We start from the raw sequence: 15,266 nt of genomic DNA on the forward strand, positions 1-15,266 counted from the left end.
CAATCGCGCAACGGTTCTACGCAGAAGTGGCGAAAGTGGCTCGATCTCATTGGCGGGAGACTCGAATGAGTCGCCTGGTTCTCCGGGTTCCCGTGTGGCCGGCAGGGCTGTGTGGACCCATCGGGGGCCTCTCGGCCTGGGCACAGGGCGTCCAGCGCCACCAAGGATGCAACGGGTTTCGGGGCTGGAGAACGTTCAGCCCGCGGCAGCGCCTCTTCGCGTCCGACGGGTCTCCACATGTGACTGGGGTTTTGGGAGTTTCCTAGCGCCGCGAACCCAACTGGATCTTGTAGGAATCTATGAAGAGACGGCCGTAGCCTGCGGGGGCTTTCATGCCTTCCTTTCCTGGCTGACTGTACCGGGTTGGCTGTGTACTCCTCGTACAGGCTGCAACGAAGCAAGGCAGGTTGCAGCCAACCAGGGGGATCGGTGCCGTGTGCCGCCTCCAGCCATGCCCTTCGGGCGCCGCTGGAGGCGAGCGCCCGGCATCGGACGCGACACAATCGCGGGCCGTACCGGCGTGAGAGCTGCCACCGATTTGGACCACTGTCGGCGGACCACTGCGCTCGATTCCCGTGACGTTTTGCCAAACGAGGGAGAAGAGCCTTGAGCAAGTCGCTGACCGGTCGTCGTATCGAGATCGCCTGGCCCGACCTGGACATCACCGTCACCGCGGAACTCGACGACCGCAACACCGTGCTGGCCGACGCCCTGTGGGAGTCGCTGCCCTACCAGAGCCTTCAAGGGCACGCGCTGGTCGCGGGCTATCACCTGTACCACGCGGCGCCGATACCCTCGCTGCTGCACCTGCACGGGTCCACGCGCATCGACCGGCGCGAGGCCCCCGACGGCACCGTGTTCTGTTCCGCGCTCCAGCACCTGGGCATCAAGTACGGCACGCTGACCGAGCCGATGCTGGCCTCCCCCGTGGGGCAGATCCGCGATGAAGACCTTCCCGCCCTGAACGAGGCCGGGCGCGCCGTGTGGGATGCGGTGTACTCCACGAAGAAGCCGATCCTGGCGGAGGTCCGCAGGGCGGGCGAGCCGGGCGGCCACCGCATCCCGCAGCTGGCGGCCACCGATGCGGACGCCAGGCAGCTGATCGCCGACGTCCACGCCGAGACGGAGCGGATCTGGCTTGCCGAACCGGCTGAGCTGGGCGACATGCACCGAGGCCTGATTCCGTCCGGCGCCGGAACCCTTGAGACGGTTCTGCCCACGCTGCTGTTCGTCAACGGCGAGACCCGCCCGCTCGGCTACGCCTCCTATGGGGGCCTGGTCCGCGCCGTGCACACCGGTATGCCGACCGAGTCGCTGCGGCAGATGGCCCGGCTGCTGGTCGGTATCCCGGCGGAGTTCCTCGGCTACTGCGGGCTGGAGAAGCTGTGGGCGTTCACGCAGCGGTTCCTCGACTGCCTCGACCGGCTCGACCGTGACGACTTCCACGCGGTCGTCGGCCAGATGGCGCTCTACATCAACTGCCTGGGCGGATGGAACCTGCACCTGTTCCCGTGGGACGCCGGAGACCATCTGCGCCAGCAGCAGCCCACCACCACGGGCGGCCGGTCGTGAGCGTTCTGCCTGAGCGTACGGACGTCGTCGTGATCGGCGGGGGCGTCGTCGGCACGTCGATCGCCTGCCATCTCGCCGAGGCCGGTGTCGGCACGGTCCTGCTGGAGCGCGGCACGCTCGGTTCCGGGGCGTCGTCAGCGACGGCGGGCGTGCTGCGCACCTACTTCCCCGGCGATCCGCACACCGGTGGCCTGGCCGTGCGCAGCATGGCCGCGTACCAGTCGTTCGCCGAGCGGACCGGAACCCCTCTCGGCCTGGAGCGTGTCGGCTTCCTGGTCCTGTTCACGGAAGAGGACCAGGTGGAGGAGTTCCACCGCACCCAGCCTGCGCAGCATGCGGCAGGGGTGGAGGTCGAGCTGATCAGCGCAGCCGAGGCGGTGCAGCTGAACCCGCTGCTCGGCGAGCGGAGCATCCTCGCCGCCGCGTGGTCGCCGCAGGCGTACGCCTGCGATCCGGCCGCGATCGTGCGTGGCTACGCTGCCGCCGCCCTGGAGGCCGGTGCAGTGCTGTGCACGGAGGCACCGGTCACCGGTATCGACCCCGACGGGCGGGTGCACACCGCCCTGGGCAGCATCGCCGCCGACACGATCGTCTGCGCGGCCGGGCCGTGGGCGAAGCAGGTCGCTTCCATGGCCGACGTCGACCTGCCCCTCCACTCGTACCCGATCGAGCTGCTGCTGACCGACCCGCCCGCCACGCATCCGGGCAGGCTGCCGATGACCCTGCATGCCGCGTCGGGTCTGCGCATCAGGTCCTGGAAGGACCGCATCCTGATCGGCATGGGCCGGCCCCGCGCGGACGAGTCCCGTCAGGCGTGGCTGCAGCGGCTGTCGCAGCAGCTCAGCACCACCTATCCGGCGCTCGACGGTATCCGTGTGCACCGGGGGTGGAGCGGATCGTTCGACGGCAGCCCGAACGGTACGGCGTTCATCGGCCGGCATCCCGCCCGCCCGTTCGTGTATGCGGCGGGGTTCTCCGGTCAGGGCCTGTGCCAGGCGCCCTCAGCCGGAGAAACCGTCCGCGACCTGGTCACCGGCAAGTAGCCCCGGGCAGAAGGGAAACTGACCATGATTGTTCTGGGGTGCAACGGTTTCAGCAGCGTCTCCCGGATCTTCGCCGATCGCTTCGGTGCGGTCGGCACCGAACGGCACTACCTCCTCGGCCATGACGCGGGCGCGGCGCTGCTCGTCGACGGCGAGCTGGTCGCCGCCGTGGAAGAGGAACGCCTGAACCGGGAGAAGAAGACCACCGACTTCCCCGCAGGCGCCATCGCGTGGTGTCTTGCCGAGGCGGGGATCAAGCTCTCCGACGTCGACCTGATCGCCATCCCGTGGGACTTCTCCTCCGCTGTCTTCGACGGGATACTGTCCGACATCACGGCGGCCCCGATGCCGCCCTCGGCGAAGCGGGACCTCGTCAGCGGTATCGGCGCCTTGTACACCGGGGCCGTCAGCCACGACGCGATCCTCGCGGACTTCGCCGCGCGCACCGGGTTCACACCCGACCCGGACAAGGTGGTGTTCGTTCCGCATCACCTGGCCCACGCGATGACCGGCTACTACCTGGCGGGCATGCACGATGCGGCGTTCCTGATCAGCGACGGCCGCGCCGAACGGTACTCGTCACTGACCGGTGAGATCCGTGACGGCCGGATCAAGGTGTTCGACGAGTCGGTCATCGGCGCGGAGTACTCGATCGGTCTGCTGTTCGCGGCGATCACCCGCTTCCTGGGGTTCGTACCGAACAACGACGAGTACAAGATCATGGGGCTGGCCGGATTCGCCGCCCCGCCCACACCGAACCCGTTCCTCGAGCACCTCATCGAACTCCACGACGACGGCCGCTACACCTTCCGGCAGCCGCTGGCCACGGACAACCCGCGCAGCCTGGACGCCCTGTTCGAGCAGCACTTCGGGCCCGTCCAGGACACCGTCGAGTACAAGGCCCGGGTGGCTGCCGCAGCGCAGCAGATGCTGGCCGTCGTCACCCGCCACCAGTTGCGCGCGCTCGAAGCGAGGACGGACTGCGGCCGTCTGCTGTTCGAGGGCGGGGTGGCGCTGAACTGCCTGAACAACACGCCGCTGTTCGAGGGCTCTCTGTTCACCGACATGCAGGTCAGCTTCGGCGCGAGCGATACGGGCATCGCCATCGGCGCCGCGGCTCACGCCTGGCTCCATCACCCCGACAGCCCCGGCCGCAGCAGCACGCAGGCCGCGCCGGCGGTGACCCCGTACCTCGGACCGGCATACGACGACACAGCGATCGAGCAGGCCCTGCGAGAGGCCGGCGACCAGGTCACCTGGCGCCGCCTCGACGACGGCGAAGTGGTCGAGCAGGTCGCGCAGTTGCTCACCGAGAAGGTCGTCATCGGCTGGTACGAGGGGAGGATCGAGCACGGCCCCCGCGCACTCGGGCACCGCAGCATCCTCGCGAACCCGAGCTTCCCCGACATCAAGGACATCATCAACACCCGGGTCAAGCACCGCGAACCGTTCCGCCCGTTCGCACCGCTAGTCCTCGAAGCAGACGCATCCCGCGTCTTCGACATGGGCCGCAAGACCAGCTCCCCCTACATGACGTTCGTCTTCCCCGTGCGACCCGAATACCGGGACGTCATCCCCGGGGCCACCCATGTCGACGGCACCTCCCGGGTGCAGACCATCACCGACTCCGCCACCCCCCGGCTCGCCGCGCTGCTGCGCCGCTTCACCGCCCTGACCGACGTCCCCTGCCTGATCAACACCTCGTTCAACGTCGCAGGCGAACCGATCGTGTGCAGCCCCACCGACGCCGTCAACTGCTTCCTGTCCACCGAGATCGACTACCTGATGCTCGGCAACCACCTCGTCACCAAGGCGGAGGCCATCTCGTGACCATCCCCGTCTCCCCCGCACGCACCCCGCAATCCCTGAACGAGGCGATCAGCGGCGGCATCGGCGACAGCCCGCTCCGCCCGGACGGCACCCTCAAGGTCAGCGGCGAGTATGCCTACTCCTCCGATCTGCGGGCGGAGGACATGCTCTGGGGCGCCACCCTGCGCAGCCCCCACCCCTACGCCCGGATCAACTCCGTCGACATCGGCCCCGCGCTCAAGCACCCCGGCGTGTACGCGGTCCTCACCCACAAGGACGTCCCCGGTGAGAACGTGTACGGGCTGAAGGTGTCCGACACCCCCGTCCTCGCCGAAGACGTCGTCCGCTACCAGGGCGAGCCCGTCGCCCTGGTAGCCGCCGACCACCCCGAAACGGCCCGACGCGCCCTCGCGAAGATCGTCGTCGCCTACGACGTACTCGAACCGGTCACCGACCCTGAGCAGGCGGCGCACGACACCACGCTGCCCAGGCTGCACCCCGACGGCAACGTGGTCCGCTACCAGCCGATCATCAAGGGCGACCCCGACGCCCCCGCCGACGTCGTCGTGTCCGACGTGTACACCCTCGGCATGCAGGACCAGGCGTTCCTCGGCCCGGAGTCCGGTCTGGCCATCCCGGGCGAGGACGGCGGTGTCGACCTGTTCCTGGCCACGCAGTGGCTGCACGTCGACCAGAAGCAGACCGCCCGCGCACTCGGCCTGCCCCTGGACAAGGTCCGCTTCACGATGTCCGGTGTCGGCGGCGCCTTCGGCGGGCGCGAGGACCTGTCCATGCAGATCCACTCCTGCATGCTGGCCCTGCACACCGGCAAGCCGGTGAAGATGGTCTACAACCGGTTCGAGTCGTTCTTCGGCCACGTCCACCGCCACCCCGCGAAGATGTACTACGAGCACGGCGCCACCAAGGAAGGCAAGCTCGTCTACGTCAAGGCACGCATGTACTTCGACGGCGGCGCCTACGCCTCCAAGACCCCCGTCGTCGTCAGCAACGCCACCTCGCTCGGCATCGGCCCGTACGAGGTGCCCAACGCCAAGATCGAAGGCTGGGGCCTGTACACGAACAACCCTCCGTGCGGAGCGATGCGCGGTCTCGGCGCGGTGCAGCCGGCATTCGCCTACGAGCTGCAGATGGACAAGCTCGCCCAGGCCCTCGGCATGGACCCGGTACGGCTGCGCCAGATCAACGCCGTCGAAGAAGGCTCTTCCCTGCACACCGGGCAGGTGCTCGACTACCCGGCCCCGGTCGCCGAACTCCTTCAGCGCCTCAAGCGGATCCCCCTGCCCCAGGAGGACCGCAGCGCACCGGCGGACGTGCGGAACCTGCCGGGCGGCGTGTCCAACACCACCCACGGTGAAGGCATCGTCCGAGGCGTCGGCTACAGCGTCATCATCAAGAACGTCTCGTACGCGGAAGGCGTCGACGACTACTCCACCGCGCGGGTGCAGTTGCAGGCCATCGCCGGTGAGCCGGTCGCGCTGGTGCACACCGCCGCCGCCGAGGTCGGCCAGGGCCTGATCACTGTGCAGCAGCAGATCGCCCGCAGTGAACTCGGTGTCGAGCGGGTCACCATCCACCCGGCCGACACCAACGTCGGTGACGCCGGATCGAGTTCGGCCTCCCGCCAGACGTACATGACCGGCGGCGCCGTCCGCAACGCGTGCGAAGCCGTCCGCCAGGTGGTCTTCGACCGGGTCGCCCAGCGCTACGGGGAGAACCCCGCGGACCTCGCCCTGTCCGGCGGCAAGGTCACCTCCACCAGCGGCTTCGTCATCGACCTCGCCGCCCTCCTCGGTGACGAGGTGATCGAGGAGACCCGCGAGTACCACCACCTGACGACCTACCCGATGGACCCCGTCACCGGGCAGAGCCCCCGCGTCCACGTCCAGCACGCCTTCGCCGCCCACCGCGCCGTGGTCGACGTCGACACCGACCTCGGCCTGGTCAAGGTCGTCCAGCTCGACTGCGCCCAGGACGTCGGCAAGGCCATCAACCCGGACGCCGTGGTCGGACAGATCCAGGGCGGCTCCACCCAGGGGCTCGGCCTCGCCGTGATGGAAGAGATCAAGGTCAAGGACGGCAAGATCCGTAACCCGTCGTTCACCGACTACCTGATCCCGACCATCCTCGACACCCCGCCGATGAACGTCGACATCATCGAACGCGCCGACCCCAACGCCCCCTACGGCGTGCGCGGCGTCGGCGAGCCGCCCACCATCTCCGCGACCCCTGCGATCGTCAACGCCATCCGCAACGCGACCGGCCTGAACCTGACCCACACCCCGGTCACGCCCGAGCACATCGCCGTCACCTGACCCACGGGCCGACCCCTGCCGGGGATGGCCGCTGTCGGCACTGACCCGACCACGCCGCCCCCGGCCCACCACACCCCCCAGAGGACGCTGCGCCCGCACAGGGCGGAGCACCCCGAGGGTGGCACCACCACCGAAACACCCACCTCCCATCCCGAGAAGGAGCAGTCATGACCGCGCACACCCAAGAGGCCGGCGTCCAGGAGTTCGAGCGTGCCTGGCTGAACGAGGCGATCCAGCTGGCCACGACCAGCGTGGCCAACGGCGGCGGCCCGTTCGGCGCGCTGATCGCCAAGGACGGCGAGATCATCGCGACCGGCAACAACCGGGTCACCTCGACCCTGGACCCGGTCGCGCACGCCGAAGTCACCGCCATACGCATCGCCTGCCAGCAACTCGGCGTGTTCTCGCTGGAGGGCTACACCCTGGTCACCTCGTGCGAGCCATGCCCGATGTGCCTGTCCGCCGCGCTGTGGGCACGCGTGGACCGCGTCGTGTTCGGCGCCGACCGGCACGACGCCGCCGTGGCCGGATTCGACGACCGCAAGTTCTACGACCTGTTCGAGAAGAAGCCCGCGTCGATGTGGCCGATGGCCGTCGACCGGCTGGACCTCCCGAACCGGACCGCACCGTTCGACGCGTGGCTGGCCAAGGCCGACCGCGTCGACTACTGACAAAGGAGCCCACCTCGGTGGAGATCATCCGGAAACACACCATGTACGACTCGACGGTCCTCGACGCCGCCCCTGACGCCGTCTGGTCCGTCGTCCGGGACCCCATGCAGGTCGTGAAGATCGTCTCCGGGCCTGCGGTGAAGAACGTCGGCTGGGCCGAAGGCGGATCAGCCGACCGCGTCCCGGCACGCTACGACTTCACCCTCGTGTTCAACGAAGGACTCGTCCAGCAGGAAGTCGCCGGACGCAACGAGGTGGACCGCTCCTCCACCTACCGGGCTGTCGCCCCGACCATGGGCATCGACAGCTACGCCGCCACCATCCGGGTCCGGCCGATCACCAACGAGCCGGGCCGCAGCTTCTTCGACTGGTCACGGGAACTCGTGATCGCCGACGACGCCGAACCCGACGTCGTCGAGGCGATCATCACCATGATGGCGAAGCAGACCGACTCCGTTCGGGACCACTTCGCCGCACCGGAGAAGTAGCCGGCCGGTGAACCAGGCGACGAACACGACCGAGGGGGCCACCGCGGTGGCCCCCTCGGGCTGGCCCACCGACACAGGCACACCGACCACGCTCTTATTGCTGCGCCACGGCGAAACACTGCTGACGTCCCAGAGACGGATCTCCGGCAGCGGCGGCACGGACCTGGGCCTGTCGCAGGCCGGACAGCAACAGGCCCGCGCGACAGCCGACCTGCTCGCCGCCCGGGGCAACGTGCGGGCGGTCGTCACCTCGCCGCTGCGCCGCTGCCGGGAAACAGCCCGCACGGTTGCCGACCGGCTCGGCCTGAACACACACATCGACCCGGAGCTGCGGGAGGCGGACTTCGGCATCTGGGAGGGGCTGACCTTCGCCCAGGTCCGCGAACGCCACCCCGACGACCTCGCCGCGTGGATGACGTCCCCCAAGGTCCCGCCCACCGGGGGTGGCGAGCCGTTCGAGTCGGTGGTCATACGGGTGTCCGCAGTCCGCGACCGGCTCCTGGCCCAGCACGCCGGACAGACCGTGCTGGTCGTCTCGCACGTCGGCCCGCTGCGGACACTCGTACGGCTGGCCTTGGGCGCACCACCCGAGTCGCTGTTCCGGATGGAACTGGCAGCAGCATCACTGTCGGCGGTGGCGTACTACGCAGACGGCAGCACGTCGGTGCAACTGCTCAACGAGACACGACACCTCATCGCAGGCAATTCGCTTTCTGTACAGGATGGTTAGGACATGTCGGCGAAAGTTGACCCCACGCCGGAGAACCAGGATGTCGCGTTCATCGACGTCCTCGACCCCGCATTCCGGTTCACCTCTCCGGAAGTGGCCGAGGCCCAGGAGAGGCACTGGTATGCGAAGACCCCGCTCGGCCTGCTCATATTGCGCTATTCCGAGGCGAAGGAACTGGTGCGAAATCCCAGCCTGATCCATAACGGCGTGCGCTTCATGGAACAGAACGGTGTCTTCGACGGTCCGATCTATGACTGGTTCGTCAAGGGGCTCGTCAGCCGTGATTTCGAGGACCACCGTCGTCTGCGGGGCCTGGTGAACAAGGCTTTCGTTCCACGCATGGTCGAGAACCTGCGCCCGCTGATGCGGGAGACGTCACAGCGGCTGGCCGACAGACTTGCTTCCTCCGACGAGGTCGACTTCATCGAGGAATTCGCCGACCAGCTTCCGCTCGTCGTCATGACCGAGCTTCTCGGGCTTCCGCCAGAGGATTTCGCCACGTTCCGCACCTGGTCTTCCGACATCGGCCTGGTCTTCTCTCTCGCGCTCGGTGGGGACATCCCTGCACGCGTCGAGGCCGCGGTGACCGGCCTGTACGACTACGCCGACGCCCTGATGGACGCCAAGGCTGCCGACCCCGGTGACGACCTCATCTCCGCGCTGGTGTCGCTCCAGCAGGCGGAGGGCTCCGCCACCCGCGAGGAGCTGCAGAACCTCATCGCCTCCATGGTGTTTGCCGCCCATGACACCACTCGGCTCCAGCTGGCCAACGCCATGGTCACCTTCTCCGAGCACCCGGACCAGTGGAAGCTGCTGGGAGAGAACCCCGAGCTGACACATCAGGCGGTCGAAGAGGTCATGCGGTGGCGCCCGTCGACCAATGCCCTTTTCCGGTACGCCCCGGAGGACTTCGAGTTCCGGGGGGAGCTGATCCCCAAGGGCACCATGCTCACGATCGGCGTGCAGGCTGTACAGCGTGATCCGCGAGCCTTTCCCCGCGGCGACGTCTTTGACATCACCGCCACCCGGAGCACCCCGGTTCTTCAGTTCGGCGGGGGGCTTCACTACTGTCTCGGTGCCCCGCTCGCGCGCATGGAGATGGCGGAGGCGCTGCCAGTGCTCGCGAGCCGGCTGGGAGCACCGTCCGTCGCAGGCCCTCTCACTTGGCGCCCGGCCATCGGCATCACGGGCCCCAACGAGCTGCGCCTGCGCTTCGCCTGACCGGCCTGCTCGCAGAGCCCGTCGATAGTGGGCCTGTTCCAACCGAGCGACATTGCGCGTAGGGAAGGCGGGTCCATGACCGGGCCCGCCTTTCCTGCACTCCGCGCGCGCAGACCCCTCCCGCCCTCCCCCGAGCCCACGCCTTCAGCCCCGACACCGCCCCTTCAGGTGGCGTCGGGGCTGAGCCGCACAGTCGCCGCACAGCAGCCGTACGCCGCCCCCCGTGACCGATGGCCCGGTGCCCGCGACAACGGCCCTCGACCGCGCCCACCGGCCCACCATCGGCCGACCGCCTCGCACCCAGCCGGCGCTTCAGCGAAGCTTCCAGGAGCTGGTTCCGGTACTCGTCAGAGACGCCCATGTAGATGGCCGTCGTAGAAGCGTGGGTATGGCCCACCTGGTCCTGGATTATCTTGAGTCCAGGCAGGCTCCGCGCCTGTGACCTTGACGTTCGAGTTGAGGACGCTGTTGTCGAGGTGAAATGGACAGCGTCGTTCTGAGAGCGGATGACTGACTGATCGTTATGAGGGTGAGACGCACTGCCGCGGATCCTGATGGGACGCCTCATCTCCGTGCGGCTGATGCTGGGGTTCACGAGAGTGCGGGTCCTGACGTGGACTGACGGGGCTGCCCGACTTCCTGATCGCGTTCGCGGGCAGCGGCCTGCTGCTGAGTGCGGTAGCGGTGGAGTGCCGGCTTGTCGCAGAGATGTTCGGCAGCCGCGATTGCGGCGTCGAGGACTCCGTCCATCCAGAGCCGAGGAATCCCGTGCAGGTCCTGCTCGCTGGCGGCGAGCAGTCGGTGCGCTGTTGAGTCGTCGGGTGCGATCGGGACGAGGAGGAAACACTCCTTGACGAAGTGCCGCCATATTCCCTCGTCGAAGCCCTGCTTATCGGGCGGCAGGCTGCGCTGGGCTTCCTGAAGTGTTTGCCGCGCGCCGGCATAGTCGTCGGTTCGGCGTTGCAGCCGAGCCAGGGTGAGCAGTTTGCTCACCCTGGCTCCTGACCACGACGAATCACTGATCGCGACGGCTTGTTTCTGTACTTCCACGGCTTCGGCGAGGTAGCCGAGCTGAGCGAGCTGGAACTGCAGTGTGTTGAGCGTGTCGCCGGTTCGGGGCTCACCTGCCGCCCACTCGGTCATGAACAGGCGGGACGCCTCGCGCTCGCCGAGGCGCGCGGCGTGGTGGGCCCACGATTTGAGTCCTTCGTCAGCCGGGTTGGAAGGGAATCGTGTGCGTTGCCGGCCCAGCCACTCCTGCACGGCGGCGTCGGTATGCCGGGCCGATGTGATGTCACCCAGGATGCGTTCGCGGTCGGGGTGCGAGCTGGCTCGCACCGTCTCCGTTGCGGCGGTGATGCCTGCGGTGAGGAGATGGTAGAGGTGGTAGCCCAGCGCCGTGTCAAAGCTGATGTTCTTGGCATCCCAGTGCAGCCACAGGTCCTCCACCTGCCGGTGTTGGGCAACCAGGAATCCCGCCAGTGTCAGGTCGGGGGCCATGCCCCACGAACATCGGACAGGTCAAGCAGGCATTGGCATGCGGACACGTCCGTTGCATCGGCAGGCTGCAGTGGCCGTTGGGCAGGGCCGGGGTCACCCGCCCGAGCCGCTGCTTGGCCCAGGTGGCCTCGGCCAGAGGGCCATCGGGATCGACCGTGACGCTCTCACCCTTGATGTTGACCTTGCGGGCCTTCTCCCAGTGCCGACGGACCGTGGAATCGTGCAGCCGAGCATAGTGGGCAGTCATCTCGCCGAAAGAGTGATCGAGAAGGACGCGTACGACTTCCTGCGGGACGTCCCGGTTGATCAGCCTGGTTCCAAAAGTGTGGCGCCATTGATGGGGCGTCAAATGTACTGCACGGCCGTGTTCGTCCTGGACGTCGCACCGCTCCAGCCAGCGATCGAGCTGGCCCCGGTAGGAGTGCGTGGTCAGGGACCGAGTGCCGTCGGGGTTCATCCGTGGCGCCGGGAACACAACCGGCTGCCGCCGGGCCAACGCTCAAGCATGCGCTGCTGTTGGGCGGCGATCTCGCCCTCAACCTCCTCATCGATGGGGACCAGGGCTTCGCGTTTCATCTTCCGGTTGAGATAGCGCAGGTAGGCGCGCCGTCGGCGTCCCGGATGATGCAGTCGAAGGCCAGGTGGCAGGCGTCGCCGACCCGCAGCCCGCAGCCCGCAGCGCATGAGGATCAAGGCCAGTGCCCGGCCGTCGGGCGTGTGCCAGCGCTCCAGGTTGGCGGGCTGTTCGACCTGGGCCATCACGTGCTCGGCCAGCGCCCGGGGCAGCCGCTTGCCGGGGCGCGGGAAGTCGTCGGGGTAGAAGGTCGCGTTCGCCGGGAGACTCGGGTCCCAGCCGTGGCGGCGAACGGCATGGAAGAAGGCGTACAGCGAGCCGACGTCCCGGCCGCGGCAATGAGTTGAGCGTCGGTCGAGGGCCAGGTCGGCGAGGTAGCGCTCCAGCACCATCCGGTCCACGCGGACGAGCTCGTCGGCGGCAACGCGGGGATCAGCCAGGAAGCCGGAGAACCGGTTGAGAGCCAGGATGTCGATGACGGCCTGGTTGACGCTGCGGCCGATGCTCAGCCGCCACCGCACGAATCCCTGTGGCCAGCTCGCGCAGCCATGGCTGGACGATGCGGTCGAACCGCAGCCGGGCCCGGGTGCCCTCGATGCCGAGCCGGCGCAGTTGCAGCTGGACCTGCTCGGTCGCCCCATGGGTGATCTCGAATCCCGACCCGTCGAAGGAGCGCTTGAGCTCGTCGGTGCTGATCGTCCAGGAGTGGACCTGGGCCGGAGCCTCCCAGCCCAGGCGGCGGACGTAGCCGGTGGAGGCGGTCCACAGAGTGGCGACGACGGCGCCCTGCTCCCGCAGGGGCATCGTGCGGGAGGTCGCTGAGCGGCACGCCGGGCTGACGGGGCTGGCGGGCGAGCTGACCGCCGACGGGGTGGCGCTGTCGCTGTCGCCGTTGCGATGCCTCCTGGTCCGGGCGTGTTGCAGCTTGCGGGTGAAGCGGTGCATGTGGGGGTCGAGCATCTCGCCCGACTCCTCGAGGACCTGCTCGTCGGTCAGCCACCAGATGGCGTCGAATTCGCCTTGGTCGTACGAGGTGATGGCGTGGGCATCGGCATTGAGGAGGTACCAGAGCGAGACGTCGGTGTGCGCCCGCTGCCCCCGCGTGCGGGTGACGGTGAGGAAGAGAGGACGCTTACCGGTGACCGGCGATGCCACGGCGTCGATGCCCAGCTCCTCACGGCATTCGCGGACCACGGCGGCCCACGGGTCCTCACCCGGCTCGACGTGTCCACCGGCTGGCAGCCACAGGCCCGCCTTGCGGTGCGCGACGAGCAACAGCTGCCCGCGCGCGTGGTCGAGGACGACGAAGTAGCTCACCAAGTGCACCGCCGGAACATCCGGCTTACGTACCCGGTAGACCGGGGCACCGGCGGCGATCCACTGCGTGGCGGTCTCCAGATGGGTGCGCTCCAGGTCGTCCCACGGTTGGATGGCACCGACCAGCTCGAGAAGGCGGGCACGCGGCTCATCGTCAGGAGCGGTGAGCAGGTGATCAGTTGAGGTCATCGGTGCATGCTCGCAGGAGCCACTGACAACCGTGCTCGACGGAGCGTGGCCAGGGCGAGCGGGGGCCTCGCTGACGCACTGCAGGGCTCGCCACAGGGTTTCACCGACCCCGTGAATGACGCGCCCCTGCCAACCCCTTAATCTCTCCGTCTGGCCTGATCCGTTTCGGAGTGGCTGTTCGTCGATCCCTGGGGGGACACAGTGAGCTGGTTCATCGCAGCGCTCAAGAAGTACGCCGTCTTCAGAGGCCGGGCACGCCGCAAGGAATTCTGGTTCTTCACGCTGTTCGTGTACCTCATCTACGGCGTGCTGGGCGGCATCGGCTACGCGACCCAATCGGAGGTCGCCTTCGGCGCTTTCTTCATCGCCTTGATCGCGTTCATACCGCCGACCTGGGCTGTCACGGTGCGCCGCCTGCACGATTCGGGCCTGTCCGGCTGGGCGATCCTGATCGGGCTCGTCCCTACGATCGGTGGCATCGTTCTTGTGGTCTTCTGTTGCACGAAGAGCAATGCGGGCGCGAACAAGTACGGCCCGAACCCGAAGGAGGCCCCGGCGCTCGCGTGATGCCGCGCCTTCGGCATCCGCCGACCTGAGGCCGCCCGGCCGACATTGTTGGCGCGGCCTTACTCACGCATCACCCCTTCGCCAACCTCGCCTCCTAGTGCTGGATTCCTCTTTCGCTGGGTATAGCTGCTGGTAGCGGGGCAGTTGCGGGTACTCGGGGGCGGGTGCTGGGTCATGGTGCTGAGGGCACGGCTGGGCCGTGACGAGGGCGAGCAGGCGGTGGTCCACCGCCTGGCGTCGGCCAGAAAGGCGCCGAAGGTTGTGGTGGAGCGGTGCCGGATGGTGGAGCTGAGCTGGGACGGGTGGCTGGTCCCGCGGATCGCCGGCGAGCTGAGGTGCAGTCAGAAGACGGTGCGCCGCTGGCTGCACCGCTTCAACCGCTTGGGGCTGGAGGGCCTGGAGGATCTGGGCGGGCAGGGCCGCAAGCGAAGGATCACCGAAGCCGAACGCTCGAGGATCGTCGGCCTGGTCAGGCAGACCCCGCCCGGCCGACTCGAGGTGCAGCCGTCGAACGAGATGTGGGCCGCGGACGAGTCAGGGCCCTCGGAGTGGACCTTGGACACACTGGTCGTCGCAGCCCGGGACCTGGGCATCGAGGTCAGCCGCTCCCAGGTACGCCGGATTCTGCTCGCAGAAGGGGTCCGCTGGCGGCGCACGCGATCCTGGACGCGCTCGAAGGATCCGGACTTCGAGGGAAAAGGACGCAGATCGTCGAGCTCTACACCAGCCCGCCCGCCGGCGCGACGGTGGTCTGCGCCGACGAACTCGGCCCGGTGATCCCCCGCGCTTTCCCACCGGCACCGGGCTGGTCGCCGGACGGGCACCGCATCGAGAACGAGATCGACTACTCCCGCGGGCCGGAGAAGACCTGGGTCTACGGCGCCTTACGCGTCCGCGACGGTCGAGCGATCACGATGACCGCCACTTCCCGCAACAGCGTCTTCTACCAGCGGTTTCTCCAGTTGGTCGACGAAGCCAACCCCACCGGGGACATCTACGTGATCACGGACAATCTGTCCTCGCACAACAGCGTGTCCACCCGCACCGGGCTCGAGGACCACCCACGCATCAAGCACGTCTTCATCCCGGTCAGCGCCTGCTGGCTCAACCTCCAAGAAGGCTGGTGGCGCATCTTCCGCAAGACCGCCCTGGCCGGACGCTCCTTCGGCGACCCAGGCCACATCACCCACGCCACCAACGTCGCCACCGACCAGCTCAACTCCCACGCCCGACCCTGGATCTGGGGCAGACC

14 protein-coding genes and 2 pseudogenes are annotated in these 15,266 nt (G+C 68.1%); 11 read left to right on the top strand and 5 right to left on the bottom strand.

Features of this window, described 5'->3' with window-relative positions; all coding sequences use genetic code 11:
• The first annotated feature begins 606 nt into the window (after window positions 1-606).
• From ABZ471_RS33900 to ABZ471_RS33935, 8 genes and pseudogenes are all read left to right on the top strand, one after another.
• Window positions 607-1,572 carry a hypothetical protein gene (locus tag ABZ471_RS33900; protein WP_359071903.1) on the top strand — a complete coding sequence of 322 codons (966 nt, stop codon included), beginning with the start codon at window positions 607-609 and terminating at the stop codon, window positions 1,570-1,572.
• Window positions 1,569-2,615 (top strand): FAD-dependent oxidoreductase, encoded by a 1,047-nt coding sequence (locus tag ABZ471_RS33905; protein ID WP_359071905.1) that lies wholly within the window; start codon window positions 1,569-1,571, stop codon window positions 2,613-2,615. Before ABZ471_RS33900 ends, ABZ471_RS33905 begins: the two co-directional genes overlap by 4 nt.
• 24 nt (window positions 2,616-2,639) lie before the next feature.
• A complete protein-coding gene (locus ABZ471_RS33910) occupies window positions 2,640-4,445 on the top strand; it encodes a carbamoyltransferase C-terminal domain-containing protein (protein WP_359071907.1) in 1,806 nt (601 codons plus the stop codon).
• Window positions 4,442-6,757: a xanthine dehydrogenase subunit D gene (gene pucD / locus ABZ471_RS33915; RefSeq protein WP_359071908.1), complete on the top strand. Its 2,316-nt coding sequence runs from the start codon at window positions 4,442-4,444 to the stop codon at window positions 6,755-6,757. Before ABZ471_RS33910 ends, pucD begins: the two co-directional genes overlap by 4 nt.
• A 167-nt stretch (window positions 6,758-6,924) precedes the next feature.
• Window positions 6,925-7,428, top strand: a complete 504-nt coding sequence (locus tag ABZ471_RS33920) for a nucleoside deaminase (protein ID WP_359071910.1) — start codon at window positions 6,925-6,927, stop codon at window positions 7,426-7,428.
• 17 nt (window positions 7,429-7,445) lie between these two features.
• A complete protein-coding gene (locus tag ABZ471_RS33925; RefSeq protein WP_359071911.1) occupies window positions 7,446-7,916 on the top strand; it encodes an SRPBCC family protein in 471 nt (156 codons plus the stop codon).
• 49 nt (window positions 7,917-7,965) lie between these two features.
• A pseudogene (locus ABZ471_RS33930) lies at window positions 7,966-8,646 on the top strand (histidine phosphatase family protein); the annotation flags it as partial.
• A gap of 93 nt (window positions 8,647-8,739) precedes the next feature.
• Window positions 8,740-9,867, top strand: coding sequence for a cytochrome P450 (locus ABZ471_RS33935; RefSeq protein ID WP_359071913.1), 1,128 nt, complete (start codon window positions 8,740-8,742; stop codon window positions 9,865-9,867).
• Between the two features lie 298 nt (window positions 9,868-10,165).
• On the opposite strand, the pseudogene ABZ471_RS33940 reads toward ABZ471_RS33935, so the two are convergent.
• The 5 genes and pseudogenes from ABZ471_RS33940 to ABZ471_RS33960 form a co-directional block, all read right to left on the bottom strand.
• A pseudogene (locus tag ABZ471_RS33940) lies at window positions 10,166-10,282 on the bottom strand (site-specific integrase); the annotation flags it as partial.
• A gap of 176 nt (window positions 10,283-10,458) precedes the next feature.
• Window positions 10,459-11,367 carry a hypothetical protein gene (locus tag ABZ471_RS33945; RefSeq protein ID WP_359071915.1) on the bottom strand — a complete coding sequence of 303 codons (909 nt, stop codon included), beginning with the start codon at window positions 11,365-11,367 and terminating at the stop codon, window positions 10,459-10,461.
• Window positions 11,270-11,824: a tyrosine-type recombinase/integrase gene (locus ABZ471_RS33950; protein ID WP_359071916.1), complete on the bottom strand. Its 555-nt coding sequence runs from the start codon at window positions 11,822-11,824 to the stop codon at window positions 11,270-11,272. Before ABZ471_RS33950 ends, ABZ471_RS33945 begins: the two co-directional genes overlap by 98 nt.
• On the bottom strand, window positions 11,821-12,462 hold the full coding sequence (locus ABZ471_RS33955) for a hypothetical protein (RefSeq protein ID WP_359071918.1): 642 nt from the start codon (window positions 12,460-12,462) through the stop codon (window positions 11,821-11,823). The genes ABZ471_RS33950 and ABZ471_RS33955 overlap by 4 nt, the downstream gene beginning before the upstream one ends.
• Window positions 12,374-13,447, bottom strand: coding sequence for an NUDIX domain-containing protein (locus ABZ471_RS33960; RefSeq protein WP_359071920.1), 1,074 nt, complete (start codon window positions 13,445-13,447; stop codon window positions 12,374-12,376). The genes ABZ471_RS33955 and ABZ471_RS33960 overlap by 89 nt, the downstream gene beginning before the upstream one ends.
• Window positions 13,448-13,648: 201 nt before the next feature.
• Between ABZ471_RS33960 and ABZ471_RS33965 the strand changes: the two genes are divergently transcribed.
• The 3 genes from ABZ471_RS33965 to ABZ471_RS33975 all read left to right on the top strand — a co-directional run.
• A complete protein-coding gene (locus ABZ471_RS33965) occupies window positions 13,649-14,014 on the top strand; it encodes a DUF805 domain-containing protein (protein WP_359071922.1) in 366 nt (121 codons plus the stop codon).
• Between the two features lie 174 nt (window positions 14,015-14,188).
• Window positions 14,189-14,791, top strand: coding sequence for a helix-turn-helix domain-containing protein (locus tag ABZ471_RS33970; protein WP_359071924.1), 603 nt, complete (start codon window positions 14,189-14,191; stop codon window positions 14,789-14,791).
• The coding region (locus ABZ471_RS33975; protein ID WP_359071925.1) for a transposase at window positions 14,788-15,266 on the top strand (479 nt) is incomplete at its 3' end. The genes ABZ471_RS33970 and ABZ471_RS33975, both read left to right, overlap by 4 nt.

This window comes from Streptomyces sp. NPDC005728 (genome assembly GCF_040630895.1).
In the GTDB taxonomy this organism is placed as follows: domain Bacteria; phylum Actinomycetota; class Actinomycetes; order Streptomycetales; family Streptomycetaceae; genus Streptomyces.

Excerpts from the sequence above, each read along its gene's own strand:
- ABZ471_RS33960 (WP_359071920.1), bottom strand. The coding sequence starts at position 13,447 with ATGACCTCAACTGATCACCTGCTCACCGCTCCTGACGATGAGCCGCGT.
- ABZ471_RS33920 (WP_359071910.1), top strand. The coding sequence starts at position 6,925 with ATGACCGCGCACACCCAAGAGGCCGGCGTCCAGGAGTTCGAGCGTGCC.
- ABZ471_RS33910 (WP_359071907.1), top strand. The coding sequence starts at position 2,640 with ATGATTGTTCTGGGGTGCAACGGTTTCAGCAGCGTCTCCCGGATCTTC.
- ABZ471_RS33945 (WP_359071915.1), bottom strand. The coding sequence starts at position 11,367 with ATGGCCCCCGACCTGACACTGGCGGGATTCCTGGTTGCCCAACACCGG.
- ABZ471_RS33970 (WP_359071924.1), top strand. The coding sequence starts at position 14,189 with ATGGTGCTGAGGGCACGGCTGGGCCGTGACGAGGGCGAGCAGGCGGTG.
- ABZ471_RS33950 (WP_359071916.1), bottom strand. The coding sequence starts at position 11,824 with ATGAACCCCGACGGCACTCGGTCCCTGACCACGCACTCCTACCGGGGC.